The sequence below is a fragment of the Nonomuraea sp. NPDC049486 genome, from assembly GCF_040676925.1.
In the GTDB taxonomy this organism is placed as follows: Bacteria; Actinomycetota; Actinomycetes; order Streptosporangiales; family Streptosporangiaceae; genus Nonomuraea; species Nonomuraea ferruginea.
This window is the reverse complement of record NZ_JBFAPV010000024.1, coordinates 36,536-51,764: the sequence shown is the minus strand read 5'-3', so window position 1 is coordinate 51,764 and position 15,229 is coordinate 36,536. Positions and strand designations below refer to the sequence as shown.

Genomic DNA, 15,229 nt, shown 5'->3' with positions numbered 1-15,229 from the left:
ATGAGCGAGACCACACCAGAGTCGGTGGCCGTGATCGGCCTGGGCGCGATGGGAGGTGCGATGGCGGCGATGCTCGTCCGGCACGGCTGGTCAGTGCTGGGCTACGACCCGTCGGAGGAGTCCCAGGCCCGGGCGCGCGACGCCGGCGTCACCACGGTCACCGCCATCGCGGATCTGGCCGGAACGGAACAGGTCCTGCTCTCCCTCCCCGGCGCCGAGCAGGTGAGCGCCGTCGTCCCCGAACTCCTGGAACTGGACTCGGTACGGCTGATCGTCGACACGTCCACTTCCGACCCGCGAACCAGCGTCGGCCTGGCCGCGGACGCCGCGGCACACGACGTCGTGTTCGTGGACGCGCCGGTATCCGGCGGTCCGTCCGGTGCCGCCGCGGGAACCCTCGCCGCGTTCGTCGGTGCCGCGCCGCAAACCGTCTCCACGGCGGCTCCACTGCTCGACGCGATCACCGCCGGCGGATGGCGGCACATGGGAGGCCCCGGCTCGGGCAACGTCACCAAACTGCTCAACAACGCGTTGTGCGCCGGTGCCATCGCGCTGTGCGCGGAGGCCGTCGACATCGCCGCCGCCTACGACATGGACGCCGACAAGGTCGTCGCCGCGCTGAACAGCGGCTCGGGACGCAACGCGGCGACCGACGTCAACTTCCCGCGCTGGGTGCTGCCGGGCACCTACGACTCAGGCTTCCCGGTCAGCCTCATGGCCAGGGACGTCAACCTGGCGGTCGACCTGGCCGCGAGCACCGGCACCGCCATGACCGTCATCGACGCCACCCGCCGCGCCTGGCAGGAGGCCGCGCGGCAGTTGTCGCCGGACGCCGACTTCAACCGAGTGGCCCAAGTGATCGCAGCCTCGTCCGGGGTGCTGACTCCGACCGGGAGGAACCAGTGACCGACTCGCCATCGCTCGGACTCAGCGCGACCGCCGCCGCCATCCTCAGCGAAGCCCTGCCCGAGGGACTGGGCGGGTACGCCGCCGGTCAGCACCTCGCCGGGCGCGGCGCGGAAGTCGAAGCCCGCTACCCCGCCACCGGGGAACTGCTGACCACCTGGCGAGACATCGGCGCCGAGGGCACGGCCGCCGCGGTCGACGCCGCCGCGGCGGCGCTGCGGCCCTGGCAGGAAGCAGGCCCGTTCGGCCGCGCGGAGGCGCTGCGTCGTCTCGCCGCGCTGATCCGGGAGTCGGCCGGACAACTGGCGAGGCTGGAGTCGGCGACGGCGGGGAAGCCGCTGCGTGACAGCCGGGTGGAGGCTCTGCGGGCCGCCGACTTCTTCGACTACTACGCCGGATGGGCCGACAAGATCACCGGCCAGACGCTGCCCGTCCCCGGACCGTGGCTGACCTACACCCGCCGCGTCCCGTACGGCGTGGTCGGGCTGCTGACCCCGTGGAACGCTCCGCTGTTCACCGCGGCGTGGAACTCCGCGGCGGCCCTGGCCTGCGGCAACACCGTGGTACTGAAGCCGAGCGAGTTCACACCGGCCACCACGATCGTGCTGGCCCGGCTGGCTGAGCAGGCCGGCCTGCCGCCCGGCACCCTGAGCGTCGCAAGCGGGCTGGGGGAGACGGTCGGGCAGGCGCTGGTAGCCGATCCCCGGGTGCGCAAGGTGGCGTTCATCGGTTCGGTGGCCACCGGCCGTACGGTCGCCACGACAGCCGCCTCCAGAGGCGTCCCGGCGCTGCTCGAACTGGGCGGCAAGAGCGCGAACATCGTCTTCGACGACGCCGACGTTGACGCCGCGTCCGACGGCGTGCTCGCGGCCATCTTCGCCGGCGCCGGCCAGTCCTGCGTGGCGGGCTCCCGGCTGCTGGTGCACGCCGACCTGCACGAGGAACTCGTCGCCGAAGTCGTTCGCAAGGCCGCCCTGCTGAGGGTCGGCGACCCGCTGGATCCGGAGGTCGAGATCGGCCCCGTCGGCAACGCCCGACAGTACGAGCACGTGTGCGGACTGGTCGAGCAGGCGGTCGGCGAAGGCGCCACGCGGGTCAGCAGGCACGGCGAACGGCACGGGCTGAGCGACGGAGGCTACTGGGTCGAGCCGACCGTGCTCGACCACGTGACCACCGAGCACACGGTGGCCCGGACCGAGGTCTTCGGCCCGGTGCTGGCGGTGAGCACGTTCGCCGATGAGGCCGACGCGATCAGGCAGGCCAACGACACCGAATTCGGACTGGCTGGAGCGGTCTGGACGCGGTCAGTCGAGCGGGCGCACCGAATCGCCGACGAGGTCCGGGCCGGCACGTTCTGGATCAACTCCTACAAGACGATCCATGTGGCCGCACCGTTCGGAGGGTTCGGGGATTCGGGCTGGGGTCGTTCCTCCGGCCCGGACGTACTGGGCGAGTACACCCAGGCGAAGGCGGTCTGGGTGCCGACCGCTCCCTACCCTGCACCCTTTCCGTCCTTGCGGGATTCGTGACGGCTACGAGAGTCTGCACCCTGGTCAGGGTGCGAGGCGTCATGCGCGCCTCGAGATTCGACCAGACCGGCGGTTGACGGGTGCTGCCACGGCGGAAGCGTCTCACCCCACGCAGGTGAGACGCTTCCGCCGTCGGACCCTGCCTCGTCGGCTGTCTGCCGGTCGCGCAGTTCGATTATCTCGCGAACGGTCAGAAGATTACGTCCTGAAGGATGGCTGGAAGTTGCTGCCGCTCGATGAGTCGCAGACATCGGCGGCAGTTCACCGGCGCGGTCGAGGTGCGCAGTCGTCGCGGATCCCAGCCTGCGATCGCCGTATGACAGGCCGGTGCGGGGAGCTCTACGTCGTAGCGGTCGACGCTGGTGCCCGCCAGATGGATGGTGTGTGAATTGTCCACTCGTAAGGCGCTGGCCTCCATACAGGCGATTCTACCAAGGTGACGTTCGCTTCAGGTGTTATTCGAGACGCTCCGGTCCCGTATCTCGTTCCTCTTCGCTCGTTACCTGAAGCTGATGACAGAACTGACAGTACGTCGGTAGTTCGCTCTGATCTGGGCCGTTGGCGTCTACTGTAATAGCGACAGAACTACGACGAATCTGCTCCGTGAATGACAGAACCCGATCCCCGCCTTTAGCTCTGGGTGAAGACGAGCGAGGGGAGAGGTTCTGTCACTGTTATGAGATCTGTCAGCGTTCTGTCTTGCCTTTTGTTTCAGCCGTTTCCGCAGGTCATCACCGCCGTAGCGGTTTTGTCACGGCTTTACGAAGATCAGAGGGCTGACGGCGTATCGAGGGAAAGGTCCGCGTCGGCCTCGCGAACCGGATGTTGCTGCCCAAGCCCACGATAAAGGGCAGCATGGCCGCCTACACCGACGCCGCCGGCGCGGGTGCCGATCTGGTGGTGACAGCATTGCCGGACGGGTTCCGGCACGAGGTGGTGCCGCGCCAGCGGCCGTCGAAACCGTTGGAACTGCGGATCGGCGTCGAGGACGAGGGCCTGACCCTGTCGGCGGGCAGGAACGGCCGGCTGCTGCTGAAGGGCAAGGACAAGAAGCTGGTCGCCGCGGCGGCGCCGGCAGCCGCGTGGGACAGCGCCAAGGGCCGGCCGACCAAACGCGGCGCGGCTGCCAGCGACCTGGTCACCAGGGACGGCCGTACGGAACTGGTGATCGAGCCGGATCAGGCGTTCCTGGCCGACGCCGTCACCCCCCACCGCCAGGCGACGCCGGTTGGAGCGACACGGCCGGGGACGATCGCCGTCCAGATGGCCTCCGGGCCATGGCAACAACCCTGAACGTTCTCAGCTGGCTGATCGCCCGCTCGACGGCGTTCCTGCCCTTGTAGCGTTCAGCGTCGCAACGGATGAACTGTTTTCCGGCCAAGCCGCGCCTATGTGGTGGACGATCTTGATCCTTTGATCCCAGAGATAGTGCCGACCGCCTGAGCGGATGCCTCAGCGCCTGCCAGCCCTAGTACGGCAGCCGCCATTTGCTGTGTGAGCTGGGACGACGTGGTGTCGGGCCGGCGTGAGTTTCTGGCGGGATCCCCGTACAACGAGAGCAGCCGCTCGTGATCATGTCTGTGTGACGAGAACAAGATCCAAAGCGGCTGCTGCCCTCATCGTAGAGGCCAGGCGGGTGCAACGGAACCTCGACGACCTCATGGGCGCGCTGGCCCCGATGTTCTCCCGGATCGAACCGCGGCTGCAGGCCGCCAAGTACGTCCGGGCCGTGATGTCCGAGCTGCCCCGGCGTAACGGCTGGACGATCGCCGAGTGGATCGGTGACCGCCGTCCGGACGCCACCCAGCGCCTGCTGAACCGGGCCCGATGGGACACCGCGGGTGCGATGAGCACCGTCCGCCGCTTCGCCGTCGCCCGGCTGGATGCCGCCGCCCGGCCGGGCAGCCTGACCGTCGGCGTGCTGGACGAGTCCGGCCAGGAGAAGAAGGGCACGGCCACGGCAGGCGTCAAACGCCAGCACATGGGCTGCGCCGGCGGCATCGACAACGGCATCAACACCGTCTACCTCGCCTACGTGCGCGCCGGGGCAGGGCACGCGCTGATCGGCGCCCGGCAATGGATCCCCGCCGAGCAGATCAGCGACCCGGTCACCGCCATCACCACCGCTCTGCCGCTGGACCTCAGCTTCGCGACCAAGGGCGAACTGGCCATCGGCCTGCTGCGCGAGGCCTACGCCGACGGCGTGCGCCTGGACTTCGTGACCGGGGACGAGGTCTACGGCGCTTGCACCAAGCTGCGCACCTATCTGGAGAACCACGGCCAGGCCTACGTGCTGCGCATCCGCGCCACCTTCACCCTCACCCTCGGCGGCGGCGCCTGCCTGACCTGTGAACAAGCCGTGGCCAAGCACCTGCGGCCCCAACGCCGGTGGATGATCCGCTCAGCCGGGCACGGTTCCAAGGGGGAACGCACCTATGCCTGGGCGTGGATCGCCACTGCCAGCCCTGCCCACTTCCTGCTGGTCCGTAAGCACCGCACCACCGGTGAGCTGGCCTTTCACTACTGCTTCGTGCCCGCCGGTCAGCCGGCCACCCTGGCCCGCCTCGTCTCAGCCGCCGGGTTGAGGTGGCCGGTGGAGGAGAGCTTCCAGGCCGGCAAGGACCTGTTCGGCCTGGACGAGTCCCAGGTCCGCCTCTATGAGGCACTACTGCGGCACCTCGTGCTGGTCATGGCCGGCCTGGCCGTCTGCGCGGTCGCCGCCGCAGCAGCCCGGCATGGAACCGACACCCACGCCGGCCGACCCTGGCCTGATCCCATTGACGGTCGCCGAGGTCAAGCGCCTGTTCAACGCCGTCACCGGACATCCACCGACGCTGGAACACACCGTCCACTGGTCGACCTGGCGACGCCGCCATCAAGCCCGCGCCCGCTGGTTCCATCACCGAGCCCGCCTGGCCACTGCATATAGCCAGGTCAACTAATGAATGGCGGCTGCCGTACTAGGGACGCGGATGGCATCCAGCCTCCGCCGCAGCGGCGGAGGATCGCAGTATTCGCGCGGCTTCGGCACCAGCGACAGCATCCGACGTTCACCGAAGCCATGCAAGGCGATCGTCAGAGTTTCGGACTGGATGCAGCAGACGGCGGCGAGATCACATCGGGGTGGAAGACCTCCTCGACATGGCAGAGGGGTTGGCCGCTGGTGATGATCAGATACGAGCGCCAGGTACTGGCCCGGGTCGTGCTGAAAGGATCGAGACATCCCCATGACCACGGCCGCACACCCCGCTGAAGGATCTCCCGGCGTTGCTCGATCTCACCGAGCAGGTAGCCGAGCGGAATGTCGGTGCCGAGGTCGAGATCGGCCACTAGGGGATGGCCGACATCGAGGACGACCTTGTTGGCCGAGATCACCGCATCTCTTGCGTCGGTGATCAGTTGGGAGCGGCGCACCAACGCGATGTCGTCGACGGCGAAACCCATGCGTAGGCAGCACTCCCGAGATAACGCAGTGACCGCGGGTCGCCGCGCCTGCGAAATAACCCGAGCCTTGAGCGGCTGGCCGAGCAGGGCGGCCAGGAAACGCGTGGTAGAGCCGTCTAGATTGCCCAAGACGTCGGCGACCTTGGTGGGGTCACCGCTTAAGGAGAGAGGTACGGAGGTCATAGCGGTCCTCAATCTGTGAGAGGCGGTAGTGCCGGTGGCGGACGTGGAGCCGGTGGGTGAAGGGGCCCCTCTGGGGGCGTCTTAAGTCGAGGCTGAGGGTGGCAACCAGATGCTAAGGACGGTTCGAACTCAACTCTTGATAATTTTCACATCTTGTCACTAAAGACTTTGAGGCGATGACAGAAGTGACAGAAAACCGCCCACCGGATGTGACCAGGCTCGTCGGCACTTGGCTTTGTAGTGACGCAACGCTGACGAATGGTCTGGGTGAATGACAGAATCGCACTCGTGCATGAGCTTGAAGGTGTATACGACGCGCTGGAAGGCGTTCTGTCGCTGCCGGTGATTTCGTCACCGTTCTGTCGGACCATTTGTCTCGGCTGTTTCCATAGGTCGTTTAGGTCGTGGCCGTTCTGTCACGGCTGGGCGAAGAGCGCGGGATGGACGACGTACTTCGGGGAAGGTCTGCGCCCACCTCGCGACCCGCGAGCCGCTTCCGGAAGGGCCCGGATGTAGCCGTGCGCGTCCAGCAGCGACAGCACGGCGGTGACAGTCGAGGCGTCCTTGAGCTTCGTCTGCATGCCGCGGTGCAGATCGCGCCGGCTGAACTGCCGGGCCGTCCTGATGTTCTCGTTCTTGGTCATCCAAGTCACGGCATCCCGGGCGAGTTCGGTGTGCCGATCTTCCGCCATCGCGCCGAAACAGGCCGCGGCGTGGGCGATGTAATAGCGGGCGATCTCGATGGCCTGCCGCATGATCTCTTCGACAATGGGCTTACGGAAGCCGTCATGGAGATGCTCGGCCAGGTGCAGCAGGCCCGCGATGCGGACGGCGGCGCCGACGAGCTTGCCCGCCCAGTCGCGCAGGCTGTCGAGCTCGCCGACGCCTGCCCGGAGCTTGGGCTCGATCTCGTCCTGGAACTCGGTGACGAGCTTGGCGGCAGCTGGGGACAAGTCGAGGATCTGGGGCCGCTCCCACTCGGCGAGGCTGATTACCAGGTGCGTCATATTTCGCTCGTAGGCGTGCCGTACCTGCTCGGGTACGAGGTCGGGTTCGCTCTTGCGGTAGCCGACCGTGTCCTTCGGCAGCGTGTACAGGAACCGGGCCAGCAGGCCCTGGCCGCGCAGACGGGGCTTTTGGGCGATGAAGGTGAGTACGGTGGGTTGGATGCACACGGCGATGGTCAGGGCGGGGGAGCGCACGTACTCGGCCCGGCCGCGACGGTTCACCTTGAGCACGTCGCCGGCGTGAGCTTCGAGGAACGGGGTCAGCGCGGGCACCCCGTTGCTGTAACGGCCGCACACGATGTCGAACAGGTCGCCCTCGGCCGACAAGATGGCCAGCCGGCCGCCCTGCTCGGACAGGATGGTGGAGCACTCCTCGGGAGTGACGTTCTTGGCGATCAGCTGGAGCTCGGGCGGGACGACCGCTTCTTCGAGAGCCAGAGCGGTGGACTCGGCCTCGGCCAGGTCGCTGGCCGAGCCGCTGCGTACCGCTTTGGTTCTGGCTTGCTTGTCGGCCTCTTGCAACTGCGACCGGAGCAGTTCGGCCTGTCGTGCCTTGGCTCGGCAGGCGATGACGAGTTGCTCCTCGGCCTGGTAGAGCGGCGCGGTCATGGCCCGGAAGACGGCCGACTTGCGGGTGGCGGGCGGGGCGACCGCGGCGAGGAAGAGGTTGAGCGGTTCGTGCCAGCCGCCGCGTACCCGGACCACGGCTTTGCCGCTGGCCGCGGTGGACAGGCCACCCAGGGCGAAGGTCGCGGCGATGTCGGGGGCGGTCTGGGTCTCTTCGGCCACTGCCTTGACGATGTCTTCCAGCCACGACGGCAGGCAGTCGAGAGGGAACGCGGGAGGTACGAGCCGTGAGCCGAGAGGGACGACCTCGTCCCAGGCATCTTCCGCCTCGGCTGGCGGCTTCTCGCCTGGTTTCGTGATGTCCGGGGCCCAGGTCGGCCCGCTTCCGGCGGTCACCCGCCGATTCCGTGGAGGGTGTAGGGCTTGGGTGCCCAGACCTCGATGAAGTCGCCGATGGTGCCACCGGCGCAGAGGTGGTCGGAGGTGTCCTTGCCGTGCCGGGCCTGCAGGACGTAGATGGAGCGGGCCACGGGCATGAGGTTGTGCACGATCGTCTGGGCGTGGTCGCGGCCGGCCTGGTCACGGTCGGCGACGATGGAGACGTCGGCGCCGTGGAAGTAGCGGGCGAAGTCCGGTCGCCACTTTCCGGCTCCCATGGCGTTGCAGGTCGCGGTGATACCCGGATGCGCGCGGAGGGCTTCGACGTCCTTCTCGCCTTCTGTGATCATCACGACCCGGGCTTGGCGGACGGCGGTGATGACGTCGGGCAGGCGGTAGGGCACCAGGCGCACGGCCATGCTGCCGTCCTCGCCGTACAGGCTCCAGCGCCGGCCGGAGCGCTTGGCCGGGTCGGGTCGCCACTGGCGGAAACCCTGGCAGCCGTTGCCTTTCCTGCTGCACCGGGCGACGCCGTAGAGGACGGTGCCCTGTTCGTCCCGGTAGAGGTACTCGGTCACTCGGTGGTGACCGCAGGGCATCCAGCGATCACCAGAGCGCCTGGGGGAGTGTGGGTTTCGTAACTGCTCGGGCCAGAGGGCGGACATGGGCAGATCGAGCGCCTGCATGACGTCCTCGGTGGGGCATTTCGGCCCTCCATGACAGGTGATCATGACGATGCCGTCGCTGGTGACGCCGACGGATAACGACGGCTGTCGATCGTCATGGGCGGGACAGACTGTGCTCTTCTGAGTGCGCGAGCCGCGGGGGGCGTAGCCGGTCCTGTCGTAGAGCGCCTGCAAGATCCGTGCGTACGGGGAGTTCATAGGGCGACCTCGCTCAGGAGGCGAGGTCGGTTGCCTGAGCGGGCGGCGCGGGCGAGAGTGCGGGGTCGTCGATATCGAGGCAGCGAAGGAGGGCGGCGCGGCCGACGCGGTAGGTGTGGCCGACCCGGAGGACGGGGCAGGGGAACTCGCCCTTGCGGGCGAGTTCGTGCGCTTTGGTCCGGCCGATGCCGAATGCTCGTGCGGCGGTCACGATGTCGACGGTGACGGGCAGAGCGAGCAGTTCCGCGGTAGTCAATGCCTCGGCCATGAGGACGCGCCTTTCTGATGGGGGATCCGCCCGGACCATGTTGGACAGCGCCGAGCGGTTCATCGCGAATGGGATGGTTTGACGCTCGCGATCAGGATGGCATGATCAATGCTGGCTGATCAACCCGATCGTTGGTAATCTTCCATCCCTTCAGGATGAAGCTCGGGCGATGTCAAGGAGTGACGCGTGTCGGCAGCCGAAAGACGATCTGACCCAGACCAGACCAATCAGACGGGCACTCGCAGCCTCAGCGAGGAGAACGTCGCTCTGCGGATCGCCTGGGAGATGCGCCGCCGCGGCTGGTCGCAGGAACGCATGGCCCAGGAGCTCACCAACGCCGGATGCCCCACCCACCAGTCCGCCATCTCCAAGATCGTCAACCCCAAGCCCGACGGCAGCCGCCGCGCGATCAGCGTGGACGAGGCCATCGCTCTGGCCCGAGTGTTCGGCATCGCCCTGGAAGAACTCCCGCTCCCCATGGACGACGCCGAAGGCCGGGACCTGCACGACCTGAGCCGAACGGTCACCCACGAAGGCCGCAACGCCACAGAGCAGCACGCCCACTTCCTCCTGGCCTGGGCCCGGCTGCGTCACCGCCTGGCCCAAGAAGACAGCCGGACCGCCTACGAAGGCTTCCTGGCGCAGCGAAGAGTCGACCCGGACACGGCCGAGCAGGCGATCGCCTTCTGGCAGGACGCCGACTCCTGGCGCGAGGCGACCGCCGGATACGAAACGCTGCACCGGATCCTGCAAGCCATGGGCGACGGACGCGACCTGACCCCGCCCGCACAAGAGTCCCGGCGACGCCACAGCGTCGTGGCCGACCTTGTCCGCCTGCGCGACCTGTTCGCCACCAAGATCCCGAGCACTCCCGTACGCGTGGTGCCCGACCTCATCTACCACGCCGCCGAGACACTGGTACGCGCCGGGATGCAGGAGACCGCCATCGGCGTCATCGACGCCTACGACCGCGGGACTGCCCACCCCACCGACGCCGTGGTGGGGGAGATCGACCGCAGGCTACGACAGATCGGCGCCAGGGAATCGGAAGATCGCCTTGAGTATCTGGAGAGCCTGGCGGCCCGGATAGTCCTGCACCATCGGGGCAGCCAAGCCCGGCAGCCGCCGGAAGACCTGGCCTCCGAACTGGAGGTGAGCATCAAGGACTACCAGGAAGCGAGAAAGATCGCAGGCATGCACCGCGATACCGGAATGAGGTGAGCCATTCGTTGACGGGCAACGGATCCAAACGCTGCAAATACCGGGAGAACGGCCGTGAGGCGCTCTGCCCGAAGTTGGAGTCCACGCTCACCAGGTCCAGGTCCGCCTGCCCGCGAGCTGCGGCCTCGGCGATCATCTCCTGCATCAGCTGCTCGAACACGCCCGCTGCCGCCCACAACCGGAACCGGTCGTAGACGGTGGGCCAGGGTCCCTACCTGGCGGGGCACATCCCGCCAGGGGCTGCCGGTACGAAACCGCCTCATCACCCGTTGAACTGCTGTCGCAGATCCAGGAGCGGGCCTTGCTCACCCAGCGGCAGGTGACGCTCGATCAAGGACTATTCCTCATCGGTGAGGTCCCCACGCGCCACAGCCAAGGCCTACAGGAACACCAGACGTAGCGCAGCGAAACCCCGAAATCTCAACTCCTACAGGCCCTAAGGCGCGGTCGCCTCCGCGAGGTCGAGCGCGATGTCGACGATCATGTCTTCCTGGCCGCCGACCAGCCCCCGCCTGCCCGCTTCGAGCAGGAGGCTGCGGACGTCCACCCCGTACTCCTCCGAGACGAGCTCGGCGTGCCTCAGGAAGCTCGAGTACACGCCGGCGTAGCCGAGCGTGAGGGTGTCCCGGTCGACCTGGACGGGGCGGGACCAGAGCGGCCTGACCAGGTCGTCGGCGGCGTCCTGCAGCTTGAACATGTCGCAGCCGTGCGACCACCCATTCAACGTGGCGACCGCGATGAACGCCTCGATCGGGCAGTTCCCGGCCCCGGCCCCGTGGCCGGCGAGGGAGGCATCCACGCGGGTCGCTCCGGACTCGACGGCGACCACCGAGTTGGCCACGGCCAGCGAGAGGTTCTGGTGCGCGTGGATGCCGATCTCCGTCTCCGGCTCCAGCACGTCCCGGTAGGCCTGCATCCGTTCCCTGGTCGCGTTCATGGTCAGGTGACCGCCGGAGTCGGTGATGTAGACGCAGTGGGCACCGTAGGACTCCATGAGCTTGGCCTGCCGGGCCAGTTCGGCCGCAGGCGCCTGATGGCTCATCATCAGGAAGCCGGCGACGTCCATGCCCAGGTCGCGGGCCGTCTCGATGTGCTGGGCCGAGACGTCGGCCTCGGTGCAGTGGGTGGCGATCCGCACCGATCTCACGCCCAGCGAGTGCGCCTGCTTCAGCGCCGCGATCGTCCCGATGCCTGGCAGGAGCAGGGTGGTGAGCGTCGAGTGCCGGACGTGCGCGGCGGCGGTCTCGATCCACTCCCAGTCCAGGTGGCTGCCGGGGCCGTAGTTGAGGCTGCCGCCCTCCAGGCCGTCACCGTGGGCGACCTCGATGGCGGTGACCCCGGCGGCGTCCAGGGCGGTGACGATCTCCGCCACCCGGTCCAGGCCGATGCGGTGCCTCAGGGCGTGCATCCCGTCGCGGAGGGTCACGTCTTGGATGTAGAGCTTCGTACCAGTCACTGGACGACCTCCGGAGTCGCCAGGGCGGCCAGGCGTTCAGCCACGCGGACCGCCGCGGACGTCATGATGTCGAGGTTGCCGGCGTAGGCGGGCAGGTAGTCCGCGGCGCCTTCGACCTCGAGGAAGACGGAGACCTTCGTGGTCGGGGTCTCGGCCGCCCCCGAGGGGAGCAGGGTATGGATCGGCTCGTCCTCTCGGATTCGGGTGAACTGCACGCGCTGCTTGAGCCGGTAGCCGGGCACGTACTGGGCGACCTCCTCGACCATCCGCTCCACCGAGGCGGTGATCGCGGCGTGGTCGGCGTCGCCGGTCAGGCAGAGCACGGTGTCGCGCATGATGAGCGGCGGCTCGGCGGGGTTGAGGACGATGATGGCCTTGCCGCGGCGGGCACCGCCGACTGTCTCGATGGCGCGGGCAGTGGTCTCGGTGAACTCGTCGATGTTGGCCCGGGTGCCGGGACCGGCAGACTTCGAGGCGATCGAGGCGATGATCTCCGCGTAGAAGACCTCCGTGACGCGGGAGACCGCCGCGACGACCGGGATCGTGGCCTGGCCGCCGCACGTCACCATGTTCATGTTCTCGGCGTCGAGGTGCTGGTCGAGGTTGACCGGCGGGACGATGAACGGCCCGATGGCCGCCGGGGTCAGATCGATGAGCCGCTTGCCGTGGGGCCGCAGGGCGGCGGCGTTGGCCACGTGCGCCCGGGCCGAGGTGGCGTCGAAGACGATGTCGATCTCACCGAACTCCGGCATCCGCACCAGACCGGCGACCCCTTCGGCGGTCGTGGGGATCTTGAGCCGTTTCGCCCGTGCCAGGCCGTCGGACTCGGGGTCGATGCCCACCATGGCAGCGACTTCCATGGTCTTCGAGCGGCGGAGGATTTTGATCATGAGGTCGGTCCCGATGTTCCCTGAGCCGATCACGGCGACCTTCGTTGTCATGATTTACCTCTTTCAGGAAACTTCGCCGACACCTTGCCCAGGGTGGAGATGTCGGCCTCGATCACCGTGCCGGGCCTGACCGTCACCATGGGGCCCAGCGCCCCGGAGAGCACCAGCTCGCCGGCCCGCAACGGTTCGCCGAGGGCGCGCGTGGTCCGGGCCAGCCAGGACAGGGCGAGCAGGGGGTCACCCAGGCAGGCGCGTCCCACGCCCTCGGAAACGACGACGCCGTCCTCCGCGAGCGTCATGGTCACGTCCGCGGGCTCGAACGTGTCGAGACGGACGCGCCGCGAACCGAGCACGAACAGGCCACTGGAGGCGTTGTCCGCGATCGTGTCGATAATCGAGATATCCCAGCCCGCGACCCGGCTGTCTACGATCTCCAGGGCGGCGACGGCGTACTCGACGGCGTCGCGGACCTGCGGCAGGCCGAGGTCACCGGCGCAGAGGTCGGCGCCGAGCACGAAGGCCACCTCGGCCTCGATCCGCGGCTGCAGCAGCCGATCCATCGGCACGGGCTCGCCCTCTTCGCAGTTCATGTCGGCGAACAGCGTGCCGAAGTCGGGCTGGTCGACCCCGAGCTGCTCCTGCACGGCGGGGGAGGTGAGACCGATCTTGCGCCCGATCACGCGGGCGCCCGACGCGGTCCTCGCCTTCGTGATCAGGTCCTGTACGCGGTACGCGATGGAGATGTCGTCGTCACCGAGGAGGTCGCGCACCGGACGGCATGGTGTAATCGACGACGCCGCCTGTTCGAGCCGGTTCGCGGCCGCTCGGACGTTGGCGTCGTCATCACCTCGCGCAGGCATGGCGGTACGGTCGCTCTCGAGCATCGGCTACCTTCGATCGTCTGGCTGAACGCTTTCTTCACCGACTATGGGCCCTGGCCGTAGAGGTCTCCAATTGCCGTCCCGTGACGCGGGACGAGCCACTTCGGCGCTCGAACTGACCGGTCCCGGATCCTGGGATGGGGCTTTGACCAGGCGGCGGCGGACAGAACACTGTGGGGTGCCCGAGCCGTCCCGGCGTGCTAAGCCGGCCGGCGTATCGGCCCCGACACCGACCTCGCGCGCCCGAGCCGCGCCACCGTCCCGTCCTGCCCAGAGAGGAGCGGCGAATGACGCGCCCGGATTTCGAATCACGGACAGCCGAGGCCTGGAGGCACATCACCGATGCGCTGGCCGAGGAGCTGGCCGTCGGGATGACCGGCATCCCCAGCCCTCCCGGCGCCGAACGGGAGCTGGCCACCTGGGCGGCCTCCCGCCTGCGGGCCGAGGGCATCGAGGCGGAGGTGCAGCACGTCCAGGGCGACCTGGCGAACGCGGTGGGCCGGATCAGCACGGGCAGGCCGGGACCCGAACTGCTGCTGTACTCGCCGATCGACACCCATCTGAGCGGCGACCCCGCGGACGACCAGCCGTGGGCGGGCGCCGAGGAGTCCGGGGAGATCACCCCGCGAGCCCAGGTCCGGGACGGCTACGTGATCGGGCTGGGCGCCAACAACCCGAAGGGCCACGCCGCGGCGGTGCTGGCGGCGGGGATCGCGATCCGGCGGTCCGGCGTCTCCCTCCCCGGCACGCTCCGGATCGGCCTGGGCGGGGGCGGCATGCCCACCAACGCCGGCGACGCCCCGGAACCGCCGCCCACCCGCCGGATCGGCCACGGCGCCGGTTGCGGCTACCTGCTGGAGCAGGGCGGGCTTCCGGACGCGGCGATCATCGCCAAGTCCGGCGACGCTGTGGCCTGGGAGGAGCCGGGCCTCACCTGGTTCAAGATCTCGGTACGGGGTCGCCTGAGCTACGCGGGCCTGCGCGGCACCGGGCTGCACCGCAACCCGATCCTGGCCGCGCAGCCGGTGATCGACGCCCTGGAGGGGTGGTTCGACTCCTACGCCGAGCGGAACGAGCGGGGCCTGGTCCGCCCGCAGGGAGCCGTCACCGCGATCCGGGCGGGATGGCCGCACAAGCCGGCGTTCGTCCCCGCGGAGTGCCACATCTACCTGGACCTCCGTACCAGCCCGGGAGTGAGCTCCGCCGCCGCCGAGCGGCAGCTGCGCACGGGCCTGGAGGCGGTCGGGCGGGAGCTGGCCGAGCGCGGGTTCGGGCTCGGCGTGGAACGGGTGCTGTCCATCCCCGGCTCCCGCACCGACCCCGGTGAGGACATCATCCGCCGCTCGATCGCGGCCTGGGAGCTCGTCTCCGGGCGGTCACATGAGCCCATCCGGCGGACCAGCGGCGCCACGGACGCCAACATCCTGCGGGCCTGGGGAGTGCCCACGGCCCGGATCGGCATGCCCAGGGCCGGGGAGCAGTCCGGCGTGGCCGACGACTTCGCCCGCGCCATGAACGTGTGCGGTGTGACGAACATCGTCCGCCTGGCCCGGATTCTGGTCGCCGTCACGCTCGGCGGAGACCAGGCAGCCTCTTGAACGGTCGGAGAAGGAAC

At 68.5% G+C, this 15,229-nt stretch carries 14 protein-coding genes; 6 read left to right on the top strand and 8 right to left on the bottom strand.

Features of this window, described 5'->3' with window-relative positions; genetic code table 11:
* Positions 1–906, top strand: a complete 906-nt coding sequence (locus AB0K05_RS41350) for an NAD(P)-dependent oxidoreductase (protein WP_364236882.1) — start codon at positions 1–3, stop codon at positions 904–906.
* Positions 903–2,435, top strand: a complete 1,533-nt coding sequence (locus tag AB0K05_RS41345) for an aldehyde dehydrogenase family protein (RefSeq protein WP_364236879.1) — start codon at positions 903–905, stop codon at positions 2,433–2,435. The genes AB0K05_RS41350 and AB0K05_RS41345 overlap by 4 nt, the downstream gene beginning before the upstream one ends.
* A gap of 190 nt (positions 2,436–2,625) precedes the next feature.
* On the opposite strand, the gene AB0K05_RS41340 is transcribed toward AB0K05_RS41345, so the two are convergent.
* On the bottom strand, positions 2,626–2,853 hold the full coding sequence (locus AB0K05_RS41340; RefSeq protein ID WP_364236876.1) for a hypothetical protein: 228 nt from the start codon (positions 2,851–2,853) through the stop codon (positions 2,626–2,628).
* 437 nt (positions 2,854–3,290) lie between these two features.
* Between AB0K05_RS41340 and AB0K05_RS41335 the strand changes: the two genes are divergently transcribed.
* Together AB0K05_RS41335 and AB0K05_RS41330 are read left to right on the top strand one after the other, a co-directional pair.
* Positions 3,291–3,728: a hypothetical protein gene (locus AB0K05_RS41335; RefSeq protein WP_364236874.1), complete on the top strand. Its 438-nt coding sequence runs from the start codon at positions 3,291–3,293 to the stop codon at positions 3,726–3,728.
* Between the two features lie 343 nt (positions 3,729–4,071).
* Positions 4,072–5,364 carry an IS701 family transposase gene (locus AB0K05_RS41330; protein ID WP_364236871.1) on the top strand — a complete coding sequence of 431 codons (1,293 nt, stop codon included), beginning with the start codon at positions 4,072–4,074 and terminating at the stop codon, positions 5,362–5,364.
* A 146-nt stretch (positions 5,365–5,510) separates the two neighbouring features.
* On the opposite strand, the gene AB0K05_RS41325 is transcribed toward AB0K05_RS41330, so the two are convergent.
* From AB0K05_RS41325 to AB0K05_RS41310, 4 genes are all read right to left on the bottom strand, one after another.
* The gene (locus AB0K05_RS41325) at positions 5,511–6,062 is read right to left on the bottom strand and encodes a chorismate pyruvate-lyase family protein (RefSeq protein WP_364236869.1); all 552 of its coding nucleotides are present in this window, start codon (positions 6,060–6,062) and stop codon (positions 5,511–5,513) included.
* 416 nt (positions 6,063–6,478) lie between these two features.
* A complete protein-coding gene (locus tag AB0K05_RS41320; RefSeq protein ID WP_364236866.1) occupies positions 6,479–8,032 on the bottom strand; it encodes a YfjI family protein in 1,554 nt (517 codons plus the stop codon).
* A complete protein-coding gene (locus AB0K05_RS41315) occupies positions 8,029–8,592 on the bottom strand; it encodes a toprim domain-containing protein (RefSeq protein ID WP_364236863.1) in 564 nt (187 codons plus the stop codon). The genes AB0K05_RS41320 and AB0K05_RS41315 overlap by 4 nt, the downstream gene beginning before the upstream one ends.
* Before the next feature lie 319 nt (positions 8,593–8,911).
* Positions 8,912–9,166, bottom strand: coding sequence for a DNA-binding protein (locus AB0K05_RS41310; RefSeq protein ID WP_364236860.1), 255 nt, complete (start codon positions 9,164–9,166; stop codon positions 8,912–8,914).
* Between the two features lie 186 nt (positions 9,167–9,352).
* On the opposite strand from AB0K05_RS41310, the gene AB0K05_RS41305 reads away from it, so the two are divergent.
* Positions 9,353–10,387, top strand: coding sequence for a helix-turn-helix transcriptional regulator (locus tag AB0K05_RS41305; protein WP_364236857.1), 1,035 nt, complete (start codon positions 9,353–9,355; stop codon positions 10,385–10,387).
* Between the two features lie 436 nt (positions 10,388–10,823).
* Here the strand turns inward: AB0K05_RS41305 and dmpG are convergent, their stop codons facing one another.
* Genes dmpG through AB0K05_RS41290 form a run of 3 tightly spaced genes read right to left on the bottom strand, consistent with a single transcriptional unit; the run spans position 10,824 to position 13,503 of the window.
* Complete coding sequence (dmpG, locus tag AB0K05_RS41300) at positions 10,824–11,843, bottom strand: 4-hydroxy-2-oxovalerate aldolase (RefSeq protein WP_364236854.1); 1,020 nt, start codon at positions 11,841–11,843, stop codon at positions 10,824–10,826.
* Positions 11,840–12,784, bottom strand: a complete 945-nt coding sequence (locus AB0K05_RS41295) for an acetaldehyde dehydrogenase (acetylating) (RefSeq protein WP_364236851.1) — start codon at positions 12,782–12,784, stop codon at positions 11,840–11,842. The genes dmpG and AB0K05_RS41295 overlap by 4 nt, the downstream gene beginning before the upstream one ends.
* Positions 12,781–13,503 (bottom strand): fumarylacetoacetate hydrolase family protein, encoded by a 723-nt coding sequence (locus AB0K05_RS41290; protein ID WP_364236849.1) that lies wholly within the window; start codon positions 13,501–13,503, stop codon positions 12,781–12,783. Before AB0K05_RS41290 ends, AB0K05_RS41295 begins: the two co-directional genes overlap by 4 nt.
* Positions 13,504–13,901: 398 nt before the next feature.
* Here AB0K05_RS41290 and AB0K05_RS41285 point away from each other — a divergent pair, with 398 nt between their 5' ends.
* Complete coding sequence (locus AB0K05_RS41285; RefSeq protein ID WP_364236847.1) at positions 13,902–15,212, top strand: peptidase dimerization domain-containing protein; 1,311 nt, start codon at positions 13,902–13,904, stop codon at positions 15,210–15,212.
* The last annotated feature ends 17 nt before the right edge of the window (positions 15,213–15,229 follow it).

What these genes read in the sequence shown, in the direction of transcription:
- AB0K05_RS41325 (WP_364236869.1), bottom strand. Translation starts at nt 6,062, where the DNA reads ATGACCTCCGTACCTCTCTCCTTAAGCGGTGACCCCACCAAGGTCGCC.
- AB0K05_RS41340 (WP_364236876.1), bottom strand. Translation starts at nt 2,853, where the DNA reads ATGGAGGCCAGCGCCTTACGAGTGGACAATTCACACACCATCCATCTG.
- AB0K05_RS41350 (WP_364236882.1), top strand. Translation starts at nt 1, where the DNA reads ATGAGCGAGACCACACCAGAGTCGGTGGCCGTGATCGGCCTGGGCGCG.
- AB0K05_RS41295 (WP_364236851.1), bottom strand. Translation starts at nt 12,784, where the DNA reads ATGACAACGAAGGTCGCCGTGATCGGCTCAGGGAACATCGGGACCGAC.
- AB0K05_RS41335 (WP_364236874.1), top strand. Translation starts at nt 3,291, where the DNA reads ATGGCCGCCTACACCGACGCCGCCGGCGCGGGTGCCGATCTGGTGGTG.
- AB0K05_RS41285 (WP_364236847.1), top strand. Translation starts at nt 13,902, where the DNA reads ATGACGCGCCCGGATTTCGAATCACGGACAGCCGAGGCCTGGAGGCAC.
- AB0K05_RS41310 (WP_364236860.1), bottom strand. Translation starts at nt 9,166, where the DNA reads ATGGCCGAGGCATTGACTACCGCGGAACTGCTCGCTCTGCCCGTCACC.